At 42.2% G+C, this 15,071-nt stretch carries 16 protein-coding genes; all 16 read left to right on the top strand.

Features of this window, described 5'->3' with window-relative positions; translation table 11 throughout:
• Positions 1 to 75 precede the first annotated feature (75 nt).
• The 16 genes from HMPREF1477_RS05310 (at position 76) to HMPREF1477_RS05235 (ending at position 14,978) form a co-directional block, all read left to right on the top strand.
• On the top strand, positions 76 to 384 hold the full coding sequence (locus HMPREF1477_RS05310; RefSeq protein WP_016476084.1) for a hypothetical protein: 309 nt from the start codon (positions 76 to 78) through the stop codon (positions 382 to 384).
• A 103-nt stretch (positions 385 to 487) separates the two neighbouring features.
• Complete coding sequence (locus HMPREF1477_RS05305; protein ID WP_016476083.1) at positions 488 to 2,062, top strand: energy-coupling factor ABC transporter ATP-binding protein; 1,575 nt, start codon at positions 488 to 490, stop codon at positions 2,060 to 2,062.
• The gene (locus HMPREF1477_RS05300) at positions 2,055 to 2,864 is read left to right on the top strand and encodes an energy-coupling factor ABC transporter ATP-binding protein (protein WP_016476082.1); all 810 of its coding nucleotides are present in this window, start codon (positions 2,055 to 2,057) and stop codon (positions 2,862 to 2,864) included. The genes HMPREF1477_RS05305 and HMPREF1477_RS05300 overlap by 8 nt, the downstream gene beginning before the upstream one ends.
• A 9-nt stretch (positions 2,865 to 2,873) precedes the next feature.
• Positions 2,874 to 3,542 (top strand): energy-coupling factor transporter transmembrane component T, encoded by a 669-nt coding sequence (locus tag HMPREF1477_RS05295; RefSeq protein WP_016476081.1) that lies wholly within the window; start codon positions 2,874 to 2,876, stop codon positions 3,540 to 3,542.
• 216 nt (positions 3,543 to 3,758) lie between these two features.
• The gene (locus tag HMPREF1477_RS05290) at positions 3,759 to 4,259 is read left to right on the top strand and encodes a GNAT family N-acetyltransferase (protein WP_016476080.1); all 501 of its coding nucleotides are present in this window, start codon (positions 3,759 to 3,761) and stop codon (positions 4,257 to 4,259) included.
• 76 nt (positions 4,260 to 4,335) lie between these two features.
• Positions 4,336 to 5,202: a histidinol-phosphatase HisJ gene (gene hisJ, locus HMPREF1477_RS05285; RefSeq protein WP_005375445.1), complete on the top strand. Its 867-nt coding sequence runs from the start codon at positions 4,336 to 4,338 to the stop codon at positions 5,200 to 5,202.
• Positions 5,203 to 5,343: 141 nt separating this feature from the next.
• Positions 5,344 to 6,948: an ATP phosphoribosyltransferase gene (hisG, locus tag HMPREF1477_RS05280; protein ID WP_016476079.1), complete on the top strand. Its 1,605-nt coding sequence runs from the start codon at positions 5,344 to 5,346 to the stop codon at positions 6,946 to 6,948.
• 80 nt (positions 6,949 to 7,028) lie between these two features.
• On the top strand, positions 7,029 to 8,306 hold the full coding sequence (hisD, locus tag HMPREF1477_RS05275) for a histidinol dehydrogenase (RefSeq protein WP_016476078.1): 1,278 nt from the start codon (positions 7,029 to 7,031) through the stop codon (positions 8,304 to 8,306).
• Positions 8,307 to 8,357: 51 nt separating this feature from the next.
• A complete protein-coding gene (gene hisB, locus HMPREF1477_RS05270; RefSeq protein WP_016476077.1) occupies positions 8,358 to 8,957 on the top strand; it encodes an imidazoleglycerol-phosphate dehydratase HisB in 600 nt (199 codons plus the stop codon).
• 60 nt (positions 8,958 to 9,017) lie between these two features.
• Entirely contained in the window at positions 9,018 to 9,749 is a 732-nt protein-coding gene (hisA, locus tag HMPREF1477_RS05265) for a 1-(5-phosphoribosyl)-5-[(5-phosphoribosylamino)methylideneamino]imidazole-4-carboxamide isomerase (RefSeq protein ID WP_016476076.1), read from the top strand.
• Positions 9,743 to 10,501 (top strand): imidazole glycerol phosphate synthase subunit HisF, encoded by a 759-nt coding sequence (hisF, locus tag HMPREF1477_RS05260; RefSeq protein WP_005381416.1) that lies wholly within the window; start codon positions 9,743 to 9,745, stop codon positions 10,499 to 10,501. Before hisA ends, hisF begins: the two co-directional genes overlap by 7 nt.
• Positions 10,502 to 10,521: 20 nt before the next feature.
• A complete protein-coding gene (gene hisI / locus HMPREF1477_RS05255) occupies positions 10,522 to 10,836 on the top strand; it encodes a phosphoribosyl-AMP cyclohydrolase (protein WP_005375309.1) in 315 nt (104 codons plus the stop codon).
• 62 nt (positions 10,837 to 10,898) lie between these two features.
• Positions 10,899 to 11,228 carry a phosphoribosyl-ATP diphosphatase gene (gene hisE / locus HMPREF1477_RS05250; protein WP_005375442.1) on the top strand — a complete coding sequence of 110 codons (330 nt, stop codon included), beginning with the start codon at positions 10,899 to 10,901 and terminating at the stop codon, positions 11,226 to 11,228.
• Between the two features lie 10 nt (positions 11,229 to 11,238).
• A complete protein-coding gene (gene hisC, locus HMPREF1477_RS05245; RefSeq protein ID WP_016476075.1) occupies positions 11,239 to 12,321 on the top strand; it encodes a histidinol-phosphate transaminase in 1,083 nt (360 codons plus the stop codon).
• Positions 12,322 to 12,337: 16 nt separating this feature from the next.
• Positions 12,338 to 12,949: an imidazole glycerol phosphate synthase subunit HisH gene (gene hisH / locus HMPREF1477_RS05240; RefSeq protein WP_016476074.1), complete on the top strand. Its 612-nt coding sequence runs from the start codon at positions 12,338 to 12,340 to the stop codon at positions 12,947 to 12,949.
• 196 nt (positions 12,950 to 13,145) lie between these two features.
• Positions 13,146 to 14,978: a carbon starvation protein A gene (locus HMPREF1477_RS05235; protein WP_016476073.1), complete on the top strand. Its 1,833-nt coding sequence runs from the start codon at positions 13,146 to 13,148 to the stop codon at positions 14,976 to 14,978.
• Positions 14,979 to 15,071 lie beyond the last annotated feature (93 nt).

Raw genomic sequence — 15,071 nt, 5'->3', positions numbered from 1 at the left:
TATTATTGATAATAGATTAAGACGAATCAGGTTATACTAGATTTGGGTATTAAGAAATCTTTCTAGGAGGACATCATGGATTTAAAAGAAGTAAACTTACTTTCAAAAGAAATAAGAAATAAATATTTTGAACTAGAAAAAGAGATACATGGTTCTGTTTGGTCGGTAGAAGAAGATGCATTGGCATTCTTGACTGATGCGGGCTTAGTGGGGCGATTGACTATGGATAATCAAGGTCGTTGGCCTAGTGCAGACAAAGAATTGTTACCATCTAAAATTGGCGAATGTGTATGGTGGTTAGCAATCCTCGCGGAACGCATGGATCTAAGCTTTGAGGAATGTGTAGAAACGTTTCTCACTGAAAGATTAAAAGATCTGAAGTGAGTTTATACAAGTTGAGATATTACTTTTAACCGTCATGCGTGCAAAAGTCCTCGAAGAGTGATAAAATATAGATTATATATTCATTTTTAGAAAAGAGGCTATTATGGAACGGATAAAGGATCTCGTGTACACCCATGATCAGGGTGGACAGTTTAGATGGGTAACGGTGAGCACCTTAATGCTTGCGTTGGGTACAATTTTGCACTTGGTGAGTCCTAGTTTTGCAGGAATTACACCAAACTGGATGATTGCAGCGTATTGCGTAGCGATTTTGCTGACAAAGCCAAGTGTTTCTCAAACACTAGGGATTGGTTTAGTAGCGGCCTTGATTGAGGTGTTGACATCAAAATCTGGTTTCCCATATGGTAACTTGTTATCCGAACCAGCTGGTGCATTGGTGATAACATTTATTTCTCGTACCATGACATCTATGAAAATCGGTAAAATTGGTTCCTTTGAAATCACGCCGATTGTAGGTTCATTCTTTACGACTGTTGTATCTGGTGGTATTTTTGTTACGTTGTTATGGCAAATTGCAAACTTGCCTAATAATGTATATCTGTATGCTATGTGGCCTCTTGTGTTAGTGGTAGCGGCTGTAAATGCAGCGATTACACCAGTGTTGTACATTCCAGCTCAAAAGATGTTCGCTAAGCGAGGCATGTTGCCTACCGGTAGCGAAGCTTCTAGCGACCATTGTGGTCTCGTTATTACGCCAGAACGGGATGCAAAGATTTCCATTGAGCATATGAACTATTACCATCCTAAGGCGACTGCGCCTACGTTAAAGAACATCAACCTCGATGTGCATGATGGTGATTTCCTCGTTGTAACAGGTCCTGCTGGTTGTGGTAAAAGTACGCTTTGTATGGCCATGGTTGGGGCGGTGCCAAAATTCTATGGTGGTCGTCTAGAAGGTATGGTATTCGTAGATGGTAAGGCTACAACGCAATTATCGATTCCTGAGTTAGCAAATCATGTTGGCGTTGTTCTTGCCGATTATGATACACAACTCGTAACGATGACGGTTCGCGAAGAAGTAGCCTTCGCTATGGAAAACCGTGGTTACGATCGAGCAACCATTGATGCTCGTTGTGCTGAGGTGTTTAAACAGGTTGGTATTGAAGGCCTTGAGGATCGTAAAATTACGAGTTTGTCAGGCGGTCAACGTCAACGTTTGGCGATTGCTTCTGTGTTGGCAACCAATCCATCTGTCCTCATTCTTGATGAACCAACGAGTTCTCTTGACCCAGATGGGACAGCCGAACTATATCGCCTCGTTGGTGATTTAAACCGCAATCATGGTATCACTGTTGTGGTTATCGACCATGATTTGCATGCTGTATTGCCATATGCTAATCGCATGGCGCTTATGGTGGACGGTGAAATCGTATGCGATAACGATGTGGCTACAACCTTGGAATATATGTATAACCATGATATTTATGTAGAAGCATTGCCATCCGTATTTACAACGTATATGGAATTGGAAAAGGCCGGTTACCATAGTGATGAACCTTGGCTTAGCATCGAATCAGCTATTAAGGGCCTTCATCACATTGAAATGGCCAAGGCTATCGACCGTTCTCGTTATGAACATACAAGTGATGCTGGTGAAAGCCAAGTTCAACATAGTAATCATGTAGGTGAAAGTACAGGAGGTGGCGCACATGCTTAAGGTAGAAAACTTACGATTTGGCTATGTGCCTACCGTAGATATTTTTAGAAATGTAAACTTTACCATTCATGAAGGCGAATTTATTGCTGTTGGTGGTAAAAATGGTTGTGGTAAAACGACGATTACACGGCTCTTAGTAGGCCTCGAAAAGGCTGCTGAAGGCCATATCCGTTATAACGGCAAGGATATTACATCTATGCCGCCATCTAAACGGGGCCAATTCATTGGGTATGTATTCCAACAACCAGATCGCCAAATGTTTAGACCTACTGTGGCAACAGAGGTGGCATTTGGTCCTGAATCCTTGGGACGTTCTAAAGATGAGGTTGCACGCATTGTAGATGACGTGTTAGAACGCTGTGGTATTAGTCATTTGCGCAACGAGTATCCACCTACATTGCGTCGTGGTGAAAAGCAACGCGTTGCTATTGCCTCTGCATTGGCAATGCAGTCTAAAATTCTTATTCTCGATGAACCTACAAGTGGTCAGGATGGTAAGGAAACAAAAGAATTGTTGGCCTTGTTACGTCAGTTGAACAGCGAAGGTATTACAATCTTATTGATTACCCATGATATGGAAATCATGGCTTCTGAATGTTCCCGTGCCATCATCATGGGTCATCGTACCGTATCCTTTGATGGCACACCAGAAGAATTATTTTCAAAATCTACCGATGAACTACATGATCTTGGTCTCACAAAACCGCCAAGTGTAGAACTTTCACAAGCAGTACCAGGTTTAGGTTACTGTAAATCGATGGATGAATTACGGACGCGCCTTATCGCGCAATTGGCAGAATAGGAGGGGACCATGGAACGATTAGTACCATTAACAAAAATTTTGATGACCCTCGCTGTATCCGTATGGGCCATCTTCTTGCGGGACTGGATGTCATTGATGGCATTGGTTGTCGTAGAATTAGTAGCGCTCTTGTTGACAGGCTTATTATGGAAACAATACAAGGCCGTGTTTGCTTTAATCGTATTCGCCGTATTCTTAGGTGTTGTTCAATACTTAGGCAGTGGAGACGTTGTATCTGCTGTTGTATCCGGCCTTCGCATGCTAGCCATGACGCTTGTATTTATTGCACTCTTGGCAACAACGAAGTTACAAGATTTAACAGCGGCCCTTGTAACACAATGCAAAATTCCTTATGAATATGCATTTATGTTTACTGCAGCTCTTCGCTTTGTACCTGATTTTATTGGTGAAAGCAAGGCTGTACAAGAGGCGCAATCCTGCCGAGGTCTTTCTTTAGAAGGCAATATCTTTAAACGCATGAAATCCTATGGCTCCGTTATCCAACCTTTGCTTTTAAAATCCTTGGGCCGTTCTGAAACAATGGCATTATCCTTGGAACTTAGAGGCTTTGGTGGTAAGACACATAGCTTTGCCGCGTCTGTAGGCCTTAAACTATTAGACTATATAGTTATTGTTGCGTTAGTTGTAGTTACGCTTATTCTATTTGGAGTATTATAGAGATATAATTGACTATCTTCTATTACTAGTCAGTGTTATATATTTATGATATACTACAAATAGGTAGTAAAGCGTACAAAATTACCTACAATATAACAAAAAAGGACGAGTTGCAGCTCGTCCTTTTTCTTGCTTATTTTTTTGTCTTATTGTTGAGCCAATAGTTATAGGTAGTTACAACTAAGGTTATTTTTATAAACTGTTTTAGAGGAATATATGAGTGAATTAGTCATTCAATCAATCACAAAAAATAATATATCTGCTTGTTTGGCCATATATAACTACGAGGTCATACATGGTGTAGCCACCTTAGACCTTGAACCGCGTACACTAGAAGAGTGGCATGAGTGGTATAATGCTCACAGTGATGAGCATCACCCTATCATTGTAGGCACCATTGATGATGTAGTGGTAGGTTATGCATCGCTTTCACCATATCGATTAAAGGATGCTTTCAAAAGTACTGTAGAATTATCTATTTATATTCACCAAGATTACCGTGGTCAAGGTGTGGCAACACAGTTGATGGAACGTATTTTGGAGATGGCTAAAGAAGATACAATGCTTCATAATGTAGTATCTGTTATTACGGCAGGCAATGAGGAAAGCACAAAATTACACAATCGATTTGGCTTTACCTATTGTGGACTTACCCCTGAAGTTGGTTTTAAACATGGAAAATATCAGGATACCGAAACTTACGCATTATTGGTATAATAATAGATATTAAATCATTCATATATTCGTGGGGTTGCGGATTATATGTTACGCATAGACAGGGGTTAAGTAAGTTATGATAAATATGAAAGCAGAACGGCAATTCATAGGCAATAGTACGTATCGTAGCCGATTGGTAGATGGTCATTTTCATACTGAATTATGTCCACATGGTAGCGGTGATAGAACGGCATTGATGATTGAAAAAGCCATTGAATTGCGCATCGAAAAGGTGTGTTTAACAGAGCATGCTCCGTTACCAAAGGCCTTTGAGGCAGAGTACGGTGGTGACAAGGTTGCTTATGACACGGCGTCTCTTAAACTCAATCAAGTGGATTCCTATCTCGAATTAGGACGTGAATTACAACGTGCCTATGGTACGCATATCGATATTTCCCTTGGCTTTGAGGTGGATTATATCCCTGGTTTTGAAAGCGACATTCAAGACTTTCTTGATCGCTATGGTCCATTGACGGATGATAATATATTATCTGTTCACTTTATGGATGGTGTAGGTGGCAAATACTACTGTGTTGACTATAATACAGAGGAATTTGAAAAGGGATTTGGCCCTTGGATTTCTAATCAAAGTGAATTGTATTATAAATACTTTAGTATCATTCGCCAAGCGGTGCGCGCTGATTTAGGTACATATACGCCAAAGCGAATTGGCCACTTTGATTTAATCAAGAAATACCAACATCATTTCGGATTTGAACACCATTTAGATAAACGAAATGCCCAATTGGTGAGCGATATACTACATATTATGCGCGTTCAAGGTAGAGAATTAGATTATAATATGAGTGGGTTCTTTAAACCTGATTGCGGTGAAATGTATCCAAGCCGTTTTATTCAAGGAATAGCTGCTATTATTGGTGTACCCTTTGTGCTAGGATCCGATGCGCATAGCGTAGCGGATGTAGCAAAGGTTTGGGATTAGAATTAATACTCCTCTATTGACAATTCTATAGAGGAGTATTATTATAGTTTTATACTTTAATACGCTAAAGCGATAAAATATAAAAGACTCTATATATTTTAAATAGTAATATTAGCATGGTTTATTGAAAGGATGATCCTCATGGTACAGAAACAGTTGCCTACAGGTTTTCGTGATGATATAGGTGCTGTGGCGGAGCGCAAGGATGATGTGAGCCAATATTTGCTCAGCCTTTGCCGCAATCGTCAGTATACAAAAATTTCTACACCTCTTGTAGAATACAAAGATGTGTTTAATGGTTACACATTAGGCCGTGGTCAACATATGTACGAATTCTTTGGTAGTTCTGATGCATCTGTGGTTATCCGCCCTGATTTAACCATGCCAATCGGTCGTTTCTTGGCGACTACGAATATTGAATTGCCTCGCAAGTTCTACTATCTTGGCGACGTGTTGATGAAAAATAAGCAACATCGCGGCGATATCAACCAAGTCACACAAGGTGGCATCGAAATGGTCGGCTATGAAGGTATTGATGCTGAGCTAGAATGCTTTGCCATCATTAAAGAGGTAAATGAATCACAGCTCAATAATACCTTATTATTAGAAATTGGTGATGCTCGTTTCTCCCGTGCTATCACCGATGCATTGGGCTTGACCGATGGGGAAAGGGCAGATTTGCTCGATGCGTTATTTACAAAATATTTGCCACGCTATAACGAATTGATTAGCGAATTTAAAAATAATGCATTGTATCCATTCCTTACGATTTGGCCTCGCTTATTCGGCACTGTAAATGATATTAAAAATGAGCTTAGTCAAGTCATCTTGCCTGCAGGGGCACAACGTATTTTAGATAGCCTTATGGATCTAGCGGGACAAATTGAAGCGACTGGCCAACAAGTTCGCATTGATGTGTCTACAGAACCACTTCAATCCTATTACACAGGCCTTACCTTTAGAGGCTATGTAGATGGTGTATCTCAATACATTGTCAGCGGTGGCCGCTATGATGGTCTCTTATCTGGATTTGATGGCACACCGATGCCATCCGTTGGTATGGCTTTCAACATTGATGTCCTTACAGATGTGCTTATGCAAGGTGAAAGCAACATTCAAGATAATGGCAAATTGCGCATCGCTTTAACAAAGGGGCGCGTTGAAAAGGATTTTATTCCTCTCTTAGAGTCTTGTGGCATTGATTGTGAACCGTTGCGCAACAAGGCGCGTAAGTTGATCATTCCATTGGGGGATTCGGTAGAGGTTATCTTAGCGAAAGGCCCTGATGTAACGACATATTTAAATAATGGCGTCGTTGATTTGGGCATCGTTGGTAGCGATGTACTGGATGAACAAGATAATACATCTTACGAAATGCTAGATTTGAAAACGGGTCAATGCCAATTTATCTTGGCTTCTTTAGAAGGGTATAATCCGAAGGAAGGCCGTCGTCAACGGATTGGTACAAAATATCCAACCATTACAAAACAATATTTCGGATCTCAAGACGTAGAAATCATTAAAATCGAAGGTTCCGTTGAATTGGCGCCCCTCGTAGGTCTGGCCGATGCCATTGTAGATATTACGGAAACGGGTACAACGCTACGAGAAAATAATCTTAAAATCTATGATTGGCTCCAACCAATCTCAACGCGCCTTGTAGCAAATCCATTGGCATTAAAACAAAAAAGAAATACCATCTTTGCGTTGATTGACCAATTACAATCGGCTATTGATAAAAAATAGATTGCCTATGCTATTGCGATGTGATGAGAAACGTTTACAATAGAAGTATTCATATACATAGTTTGAAATGAGGACATACAATGAAAATTTACAAAGAATCCCTTGATACAATGCTCAGCATTGTCCGTCAATATACACAACAAACAACAGATATGGAAATTGAACGCCGCGTGTACGATATCATCGAAAATGTACGTGCTAATGGGGATGCAGCACTCCGTGAATATTCTGAAAAATTCGATGGTGTAAAACTAGATGATTTCAAGGTAGATCAATCTATTATCGATGCAGCATGGGATAATTTACCAGAAGATTTAAAACATGCTTTATTGGTAGCGAAGAAAAATATTACCGAATTTCACAGCCGTGAAATTGAACAAGGCTTTGTAGACATGGATACACCAGGCATTACGCGTGGTCAAAAGGTAACGCCATTGGCTCGTGTTGGCCTCTATGTTCCTGGGGGTACAGCGGCATATCCATCTACCATTATGATGACTGCATTGCCTGCAAAAATCGCTGGTGTTAAGGAAATCATCATGGTCACACCTCCACAAAAAGATGGCATTAATCCTGCTGTCTTAGGTGCTGCAAAACTTGCTGGCGTTGATGCGGTATACCAAGTGGGTGGTGCTCAAGGTGTTGCGGCTCTTGCCTATGGTACAGAACAAATTCCTAAAGTAGATAAAATCGTAGGCCCTGGTAACATTTATGTGGCCACTGCAAAACGCCAAGTATTTGGTCAAGTTGATATCGACATGATTGCAGGCCCTAGTGAAATCGGCGTTATCGCTGATGAAAGTGCTAATCCAGTACATCTTGCAGCGGACTTGTTATCCCAAGCAGAACATGATCCACGAGCTCGTGCCATCATGGTTACAAATAGTGAAAAACTAGCACAACTCGTATCCGATGAGGTAGAACGTCAACTTTCACAATTACCTCGTGAAAGTATTGCTCGTCCAGCTATCGAAAACAATAGCTATATTGCTGTTATGGATAGCGCAGAAGATATGTTTACTGTAATGAACGAAGTGGCACCAGAACATTTGGAAATTCAATTACCAGACCCTATGAAATATATGAGCATGGTAGAAAATGCGGGTTCCGTATTCCTTGGCAGATATGCATCTGAACCATTGGGCGACTATGTAGGCGGTACAAACCACGTATTACCTACGAGCGGCACTGCAAAATTCTCGTCCCCACTAGGTGTGTACGATTTCGTAAAACGCATTTCCTTTACTCAATTTAGCCGTGAACGTTTGCAAGAAGTGGCGAAGGATATTACTACCTTGGCTCGTACAGAAGGCCTTGAAGCACATGCTCGTGCTATTGAAGTGCGCTTTGAAAAATAATTGTATGGATGGGAACGCCTTAAATGGCTTCCTTAATGATAAGAGGATACTATGATGAGAACAAATCGGTCAGCTACGGTAACTCGTAAAACGGGTGAAACAGATATTACAATTACACTTACCCTCGATGGAAATCAAGATATTCACGTTGATACAGGCATCGGTTTCCTTGATCATATGCTCCATTTGTTGGCTAAGCATGGCCGTTTTGGTCTGGCTGTGAAAGCCGTAGGCGATACGTATGTAGATGCGCATCACACGGTAGAGGACATTGCATTAACCTTGGGTCAAGCATTGACACAAGCCCTTGGTGACAAGGCGGGTATTGAGCGCTATGGCGATGCGTGGGTACCTATGGATGAAGCGTTGACACAGGTTGTCATCGATCTCAGTGGCCGTCCATACCTCGTGTTTAATGGTGAATTTACAACACCTGTGTTGGGTGGCAATTTTGAAACAGAATTGGTAGAGGATTTCTTCCAAGCCTTGACTGTGAGTGGTGCCATGAATTTACATGTGCGCAATGAATATGGTCGCAATACGCATCATATTATTGAAAGCATGTTTAAGGCTACTGGTCGCGCATTGCGTAAGGCGGTTACGATTAACCCAGACATTCATGGTGTGAATTCTACAAAGGGCATGATTTAATCGAGTCCTTGTGAATGGTGAAAGCAGGGCCACATAAGGCTCGTGAATAGAGGAGATACTATGATTTTTCCAGCTATAGATTTACAAGATGGTCGCAGCGTACGTCTGTATAAGGGCGATTTTGCGAAGGAAACCATCATTAATCCGAATCCGGTTGACCAGGCATCTCAATACGAGGCTGCTGGTGTTGGCGCGTTGCACCTCGTCGATTTAGATGGGGCAAAGGCGGGGAAACCGGTCAATGTAGATATTGTTAAACGCGTACGCGCTGCATTTACAGGTGTGTTAGAAATCGGTGGCGGTATTCGCGATAAAGCGGCTGTAGATTTATATTTAGCAATGGGCGTTAATCGCGTTATTCTCGGCTCCGTAGCCCTTAAGAATCCTCAATTGACGAAACAGGTCATCGCCGAATACGGACCAGAACGCATCGTCATCGGTGTAGATGGTAAGAATGGTAAGGTCGCTTCGGAAGGTTGGCTCGACCAATCTGATGTGCCTATGACCGACCTTATCGGTGCTATGGTGGCAGCCGGTGCAAAGTATTTTATCGTTACCGATGTGGACCGAGATGGCACCATGCAAGGGGCTAATGAAGACCTATTGGGTTCTTTACAAGATCAATTCCCTACGGCCCGTATTGTTGCATCCGGTGGTGTCCGCAATTTAGAGGATATTAAAAACCTTGAACAACGCGGTGTAGTAGACAGTATTGTAGGCAAGGCCTTGTATGAAGGCACTATTACGTTAGAGGAAATTGCTGCGTTTAATAAGGAGAATGCATCATGTTAGCGAAACGGATTATTCCTTGTTTAGACGTAGATAATGGTCGCGTAAAAAAAGGTGTTAACTTTGTAAACCTCGTTGATGTAGGTAGCCCTGTCGATATTGCGGCTACCTATGAGGAACAGGGCGCCGATGAGCTCGTATTCCTCGATATTACGGCTACGGTAGACAGACGTACGACGATGCGTGATGTGGTGACAGACATTTCAAAACATGTGTTCATGCCCCTCACCGTAGGTGGTGGCATTAAAACGGTGGACGATATGAGCGCGCTATTGAAAGCTGGCGCTGATAAGGTATCGCTTAATTCAGCTGCTTTAGCACGTCCAGAACTCATCAGTGAAGGCGCTCAAAAGTTTGGCAATCAATGTATGGTAGTAGCCATTGATGTAAAAACGGATCCAGAGACGGGTAAATGGTATGTGTATACCCATGGTGGTCGCAAGCGTAGCGATTGGGAAGCCCTTGCGTGGGCTAAAGAAGCTGTGAGCCGTGGCGCTGGTGAGTTGTTGGTAACAAGCATGGATAAGGATGGCACTAAATCCGGTTTTGATATTAAATTATATAAAGCCTTGGAAGAGGTCGTAGATGTACCGATTATAGCCTCCGGTGGAGCTGGTACGGTACAGCATTTTATCGATGTATTCACCGAGACTGGTGTTACTGGTGCGCTAGCAGCGTCTATATTCCACTTTGGTGAAATTAGCATTCCCGATTTAAAATCACAATTGAAGGCAGCGGGCATTGCTGTTAGATAGGGTAGGAGATTGTAGCATACATGAAACCAGACTTTAATAAGGGTGGCGGCCTGTTACCGACGGTCGTTCAAGATAATACAACAAAAGCAGTGCTCATGGTGGCATGGATGAACGAAGAGAGCTTTCACAAAACACTGGAAACCAAGGAAACTTGGTTCTGGTCTCGTTCTCGCCAAGAACTTTGGCATAAGGGCGGTACCAGTGGTAATGTGCAACACGTGGTGGATATGAAGCTCGATTGCGATGGCGATACATTGCTAGTCCTCGTCAATGCGGAAGGGCCTGCATGTCATACAGGAGCGGTGAGCTGCTTTTTTAACGATGTAGAAGCGTAGAGATATACGAAATATGAGGTGAGATGACGCATAGGCGTTAGCTTTTACAAAGGAGAAGAACAATGGCCAATCAACAAACATTAGAAGAATTATACGCCATTATCAAAGGGCGCAAGGAAACTCCAAAGGAAGGATCCTATACGAATTACTTGTTCGACAAGGGACTCGATAAAATCTTGAAAAAGGTAGGCGAAGAAGCAACAGAAGTTGTTATCGCAGCTAAGAACGAAGATCCTCAGGAACTCGTATATGAAACAGCAGACGTACTCTATCATTTGCTCGTGCTATTGGTAGAAAAAGGCGTTCCTTATGAAGCCATCTTAGAAGAGTTGGCAAGCCGTGAAGGCGTTATCAGCAAAACACAGGAACGCAAAGCGATTACAGATTTGTAAGGAGTAGAGTATGAAGAAAATTATTGGCCAATTAAAGCCCTATGTGCCAGAGGAACCGGCAGAGTCCGTCAAAGCTCGCCTCGGTGTGGAGCGCCTTGTGCGATTGTCAGCCAATGAAAACCCTTATGGTACATCGCCAAAGGTGCGCGACGCAGTACTAGACTATGTGGCGAACAATGATGCCAATCTATATCCGGATGGCAACGCATCATCCTTGCGAAGCGTATTAGCGGACTATTGGAAGGTAGTAGAAAATCAACTTGTTATTGGCGTCGGCCTTGATGAAGTGATTTCCATGGTAAATAAAACATTTATCAATGCCGGTGATTCTATCGTTATCAGCGTGCCCGCATTCTCTGAATATGGTCTTAATGGCCTTGTAGAAGGTGCTGTTATCCGCGAGGTTCCGTGTATTGAGGCAACAGGTCAATACGATTTTAAGGCGATGCGCCAAGCTGTAGATGATACGACGCGCCTCGTATGGATTTGTAATCCTAACAACCCAACAGGAACCTATGAATCTGTTGAAGATATCCGTAACTTTATTAGTACATTGCCGAAAGATGTTTTAGTTATCATCGATGAGGCGTATATCGATTTCGTAACCTTCGTAGAGGTGCCAACGGCACGAGCGTTACTTGATGAATTTCCTAATGTATTTATCATGCGTACCTTCTCGAAGGCCTATGGCCTTGCGAACTACCGTGTTGGCTATATGATGAGTAGCGCTGAATTAGCTAATTATATTCAAACCATTCGCTTGCCATATAATTTGAACACCTTGTCTCAAGTGGCTGCTGAGGCTGCCTTTGGTGATCGTGAATTTTTGCGTAGCACTGTAGAAAAGAATGCTGCAGAACGCGCGTTGTGGGAACAAATGTTGGATGAAGTAGGTGGCACGTATTATAAAAGCGGTGCTAATTTCATCTTTATGTCCGTACCGAATGCGGAAGGTCTCGCTGATGCATGGCTAGCTAAGGGCTATCAAGTGCGCCGAGGACAACGAGACAATTGGTTGCGCGTAACATTGCCGATCGCTAGTGATGGTGCTATTATGCGCTCTATTTTAAAAGACTATATGGCTCGCCAATAAAAGAAAGGATGTCACTATGATTGCCATAATTGATTATGATGCGGGCAATACATTTAATGTACAAAAAGCATTACAATATATCGGACTTGATGCGGTATTGACCGCTGATCGAGATACGATTTTGGCTGCTGATGGTGTGATTCTACCAGGTGTCGGCGCCTATGCATCGGCCGTTTCAGTCCTTCGTGAGCGCGGCCTTATCGAGGTCATTCATGAGGTGGTGGAGCGCAATATACCGTTGCTCGGTATTTGTTTAGGTATGCAGCTTTTATTTGATGAATCCGAAGAATATGGACCAACACCAGGGCTGGGCATTATACCGGGCACTGTGAAAGCTATTCCTAATAACCTTGACCTTCGTGTGCCTCATATGGGATGGAATCAGAATACACTATGCCGTAAAGATAGCGTTTTTTCTGATATAGCTGATAAATATACATATTTTGTGCACTCTTATTACGTGGATACCGATTCTCAATATATTACAACAACTGCAGATTATGGAATTAAGGTACCGGGTATTGTTGAGAAGGGGAATGTGTATGGCATGCAGTTTCACCCTGAAAAAAGCGGATCTGTTGGGCTTAATCTGTTACGTACGTTTGGAAATATCATATTAAAAAAATAAAATAGTCTTCGATATATGCTTTTAACGAATAATGAATATCTAGAATGAGAAAGTGTAAATTGACATATTTTTGTTTAGATATACAATGAGTATGTAAGTACTCATCAATTTATAAGCTACGGTGGCATTGGAGACCTAGTTTTATTAGAAATATTTATTCGGCACCTCCGATGTCATGTACATTGGAGGTGTTTTTATGGTTATGAATGGTATTTACTTAGTTATAGCCTCCGCGTGTATTCTAATTTTAGCGTACCGCTTTTATGGGGCTTTCATAGCGGCCAAGGTGCTCACACTCGATCAGTATCGCCCAACGCCAGCTATGGTTCACAATGATGGTCACGATTACGTGCCAACAAACAAATGGGTAACATTTGGTCATCACTTTGCAGCGATTGCTGGTGCAGGCCCTCTTGTAGGTCCTGTTATCGCAGCTCAGTTCGGGTATTTGCCTGGTGCATTATGGATTCTTATTGGTTCCGTATTAGCCGGCGCTGTACATGACATGGTTATCTTGTTCGCATCCGTTCGTTATGACGGCAAATCCATCGCGGATATTGCCCGTGAAGAAATCAGTAAATTTGCTGGTTTTGGCGCGATGCTTGCAACATTATTCCTATTGATCATTACCCTTGCTGGTATGGCCGTAGTAGTAGCTAACGCATTGCATAATTCCCCTTGGGGTTTCTTCTCTGTATTTGCTACAATCCCAATCGCTATTTTCATTGGTATTTATTTGAAATGGTTGCGTCCTGGTAAAATTCAAGAAGCAACTGTTATCGGTGTAGCATTGATCTTCGCAGCTATCATCTACGGTCCAAACGTAGCAGCTAGCGAATATGCTTCTTGGTTCACATATGATTTGCAAACCATCGAAATCATGCTTGCTATCTATGGTTTCTTTGCAGCAGCATTGCCAGTATGGTTGTTGCTTGCTCCTCGTGACTACTTGTCCACATACCTTAAAATCGGTACAATCGGCGCATTGGCTCTTGGTATTATCATCGTAATGCCTGAAATTCAAATGCCAGCTGTTACCCCTTACATCTGGGGCGGCGGTCCTGTATTGAAAGGTTCTGTATTCCCTTACATCTTCATTACTATCGCATGTGGTGCGTTATCTGGTTTCCATACTGTTATCGCAACAGGTACAACACCTAAAATGCTTACTAATGAAAAAGAAATTTTACCTATCGGTTATGGTGCGATGTTAACAGAAGGCTTCATCGCTATGATGGCGTTGATCGCAGCCACTGCATTGCATCCAGATGATTACTTTGCTATTAACTCTACAGTTGAATCCTTTAAGGCATTAGGACTTCAAGTTCATGAATTACCAGCATTGTCCGCAATGGTTGGCGAAGACTTGATGCACCGTCCTGGTGGTGCCGTATCCCTTGCAGTAGGTATGGCTCATATCTTCTCTAAATTGCCTAACATGTCTCACTTGATGGGTTACTGGTATCACTTCTGTATCATGTTCGAAGCATTGTTCATCATGACTTTGATCGATGCTGGTACTCGTGTAGGTCGTTACTTGCTTCAAGAATTATTAGGTCATTTCCATCCTAAATTCAACGACCAACATTGGGCTCCTGGCGTTTATGGTTGTGCAGCTTTAATTTGTATTTTGTGGGGCTACCTAGTTCTACAAGGTAACATCGGTATTATTTGGCCTCTATTCGGTGTATCTAACCAATTATTAGGTACTATGACATTGGCTGTAGGTACTACAGTTATCATGCGACTTGGTCACAAACGTTATGCATGGGTAACAGGTATTCCTTGTATCCTCATGGCTATCGTTGCTATCGCTGCCGACTTTGAAAACGTATTTAACAGCTATATCCCAGCTGGTAAATGGATCCTAGTAGCGTTCAGTGCTGCTATGTTCCTCATGATTCTCATCGTATTAGTAGAGGCTGTACGTAGCTGGATTCGCTTATCTAGCATGCCTCAAGACTACCGTACACAAGCTGAAATTGAAGCTGAAAGCCTTGTGAAATACGGTAAAGAAGCAAAAGCATAATATTAATTATTGCAATATATAAAGGGGCTGTAACAGAATGCGGTAAAACCGCATTCTAGTTGCAGTCCCTTTAAAATATAGAAAATACCAAGG

Origin of the sequence: Veillonella sp. HPA0037 (assembly GCF_000411535.1) — a bacterium.
Taxonomy (GTDB): Bacteria; Bacillota; Negativicutes; order Veillonellales; family Veillonellaceae; genus Veillonella; species Veillonella atypica.
The sequence above is the reverse complement of the archived record's forward strand: the minus strand, read 5'-3'. Positions and strand labels throughout refer to the sequence as shown.

Bases quoted from the DNA above. Each gene is read 5' to 3' on its own strand.
- hisB (WP_016476077.1), top strand. From the start codon at position 8,358: ATGATGAGAACAAATCGGTCAGCTACGGTAACTCGTAAAACGGGTGAA.
- hisA (WP_016476076.1), top strand. From the start codon at position 9,018: ATGATTTTTCCAGCTATAGATTTACAAGATGGTCGCAGCGTACGTCTG.
- HMPREF1477_RS05300 (WP_016476082.1), top strand. From the start codon at position 2,055: ATGCTTAAGGTAGAAAACTTACGATTTGGCTATGTGCCTACCGTAGAT.
- HMPREF1477_RS05235 (WP_016476073.1), top strand. From the start codon at position 13,146: ATGGTTATGAATGGTATTTACTTAGTTATAGCCTCCGCGTGTATTCTA.
- HMPREF1477_RS05310 (WP_016476084.1), top strand. From the start codon at position 76: ATGGATTTAAAAGAAGTAAACTTACTTTCAAAAGAAATAAGAAATAAA.
- hisD (WP_016476078.1), top strand. From the start codon at position 7,029: ATGAAAATTTACAAAGAATCCCTTGATACAATGCTCAGCATTGTCCGT.
- HMPREF1477_RS05290 (WP_016476080.1), top strand. From the start codon at position 3,759: ATGAGTGAATTAGTCATTCAATCAATCACAAAAAATAATATATCTGCT.
- HMPREF1477_RS05295 (WP_016476081.1), top strand. From the start codon at position 2,874: ATGGAACGATTAGTACCATTAACAAAAATTTTGATGACCCTCGCTGTA.
- hisH (WP_016476074.1), top strand. From the start codon at position 12,338: ATGATTGCCATAATTGATTATGATGCGGGCAATACATTTAATGTACAA.
- HMPREF1477_RS05305 (WP_016476083.1), top strand. From the start codon at position 488: ATGGAACGGATAAAGGATCTCGTGTACACCCATGATCAGGGTGGACAG.
- hisE (WP_005375442.1), top strand. From the start codon at position 10,899: ATGGCCAATCAACAAACATTAGAAGAATTATACGCCATTATCAAAGGG.
- hisJ (WP_005375445.1), top strand. From the start codon at position 4,336: ATGATAAATATGAAAGCAGAACGGCAATTCATAGGCAATAGTACGTAT.
- hisC (WP_016476075.1), top strand. From the start codon at position 11,239: ATGAAGAAAATTATTGGCCAATTAAAGCCCTATGTGCCAGAGGAACCG.
- hisF (WP_005381416.1), top strand. From the start codon at position 9,743: ATGTTAGCGAAACGGATTATTCCTTGTTTAGACGTAGATAATGGTCGC.
- hisG (WP_016476079.1), top strand. From the start codon at position 5,344: ATGGTACAGAAACAGTTGCCTACAGGTTTTCGTGATGATATAGGTGCT.
- hisI (WP_005375309.1), top strand. From the start codon at position 10,522: ATGAAACCAGACTTTAATAAGGGTGGCGGCCTGTTACCGACGGTCGTT.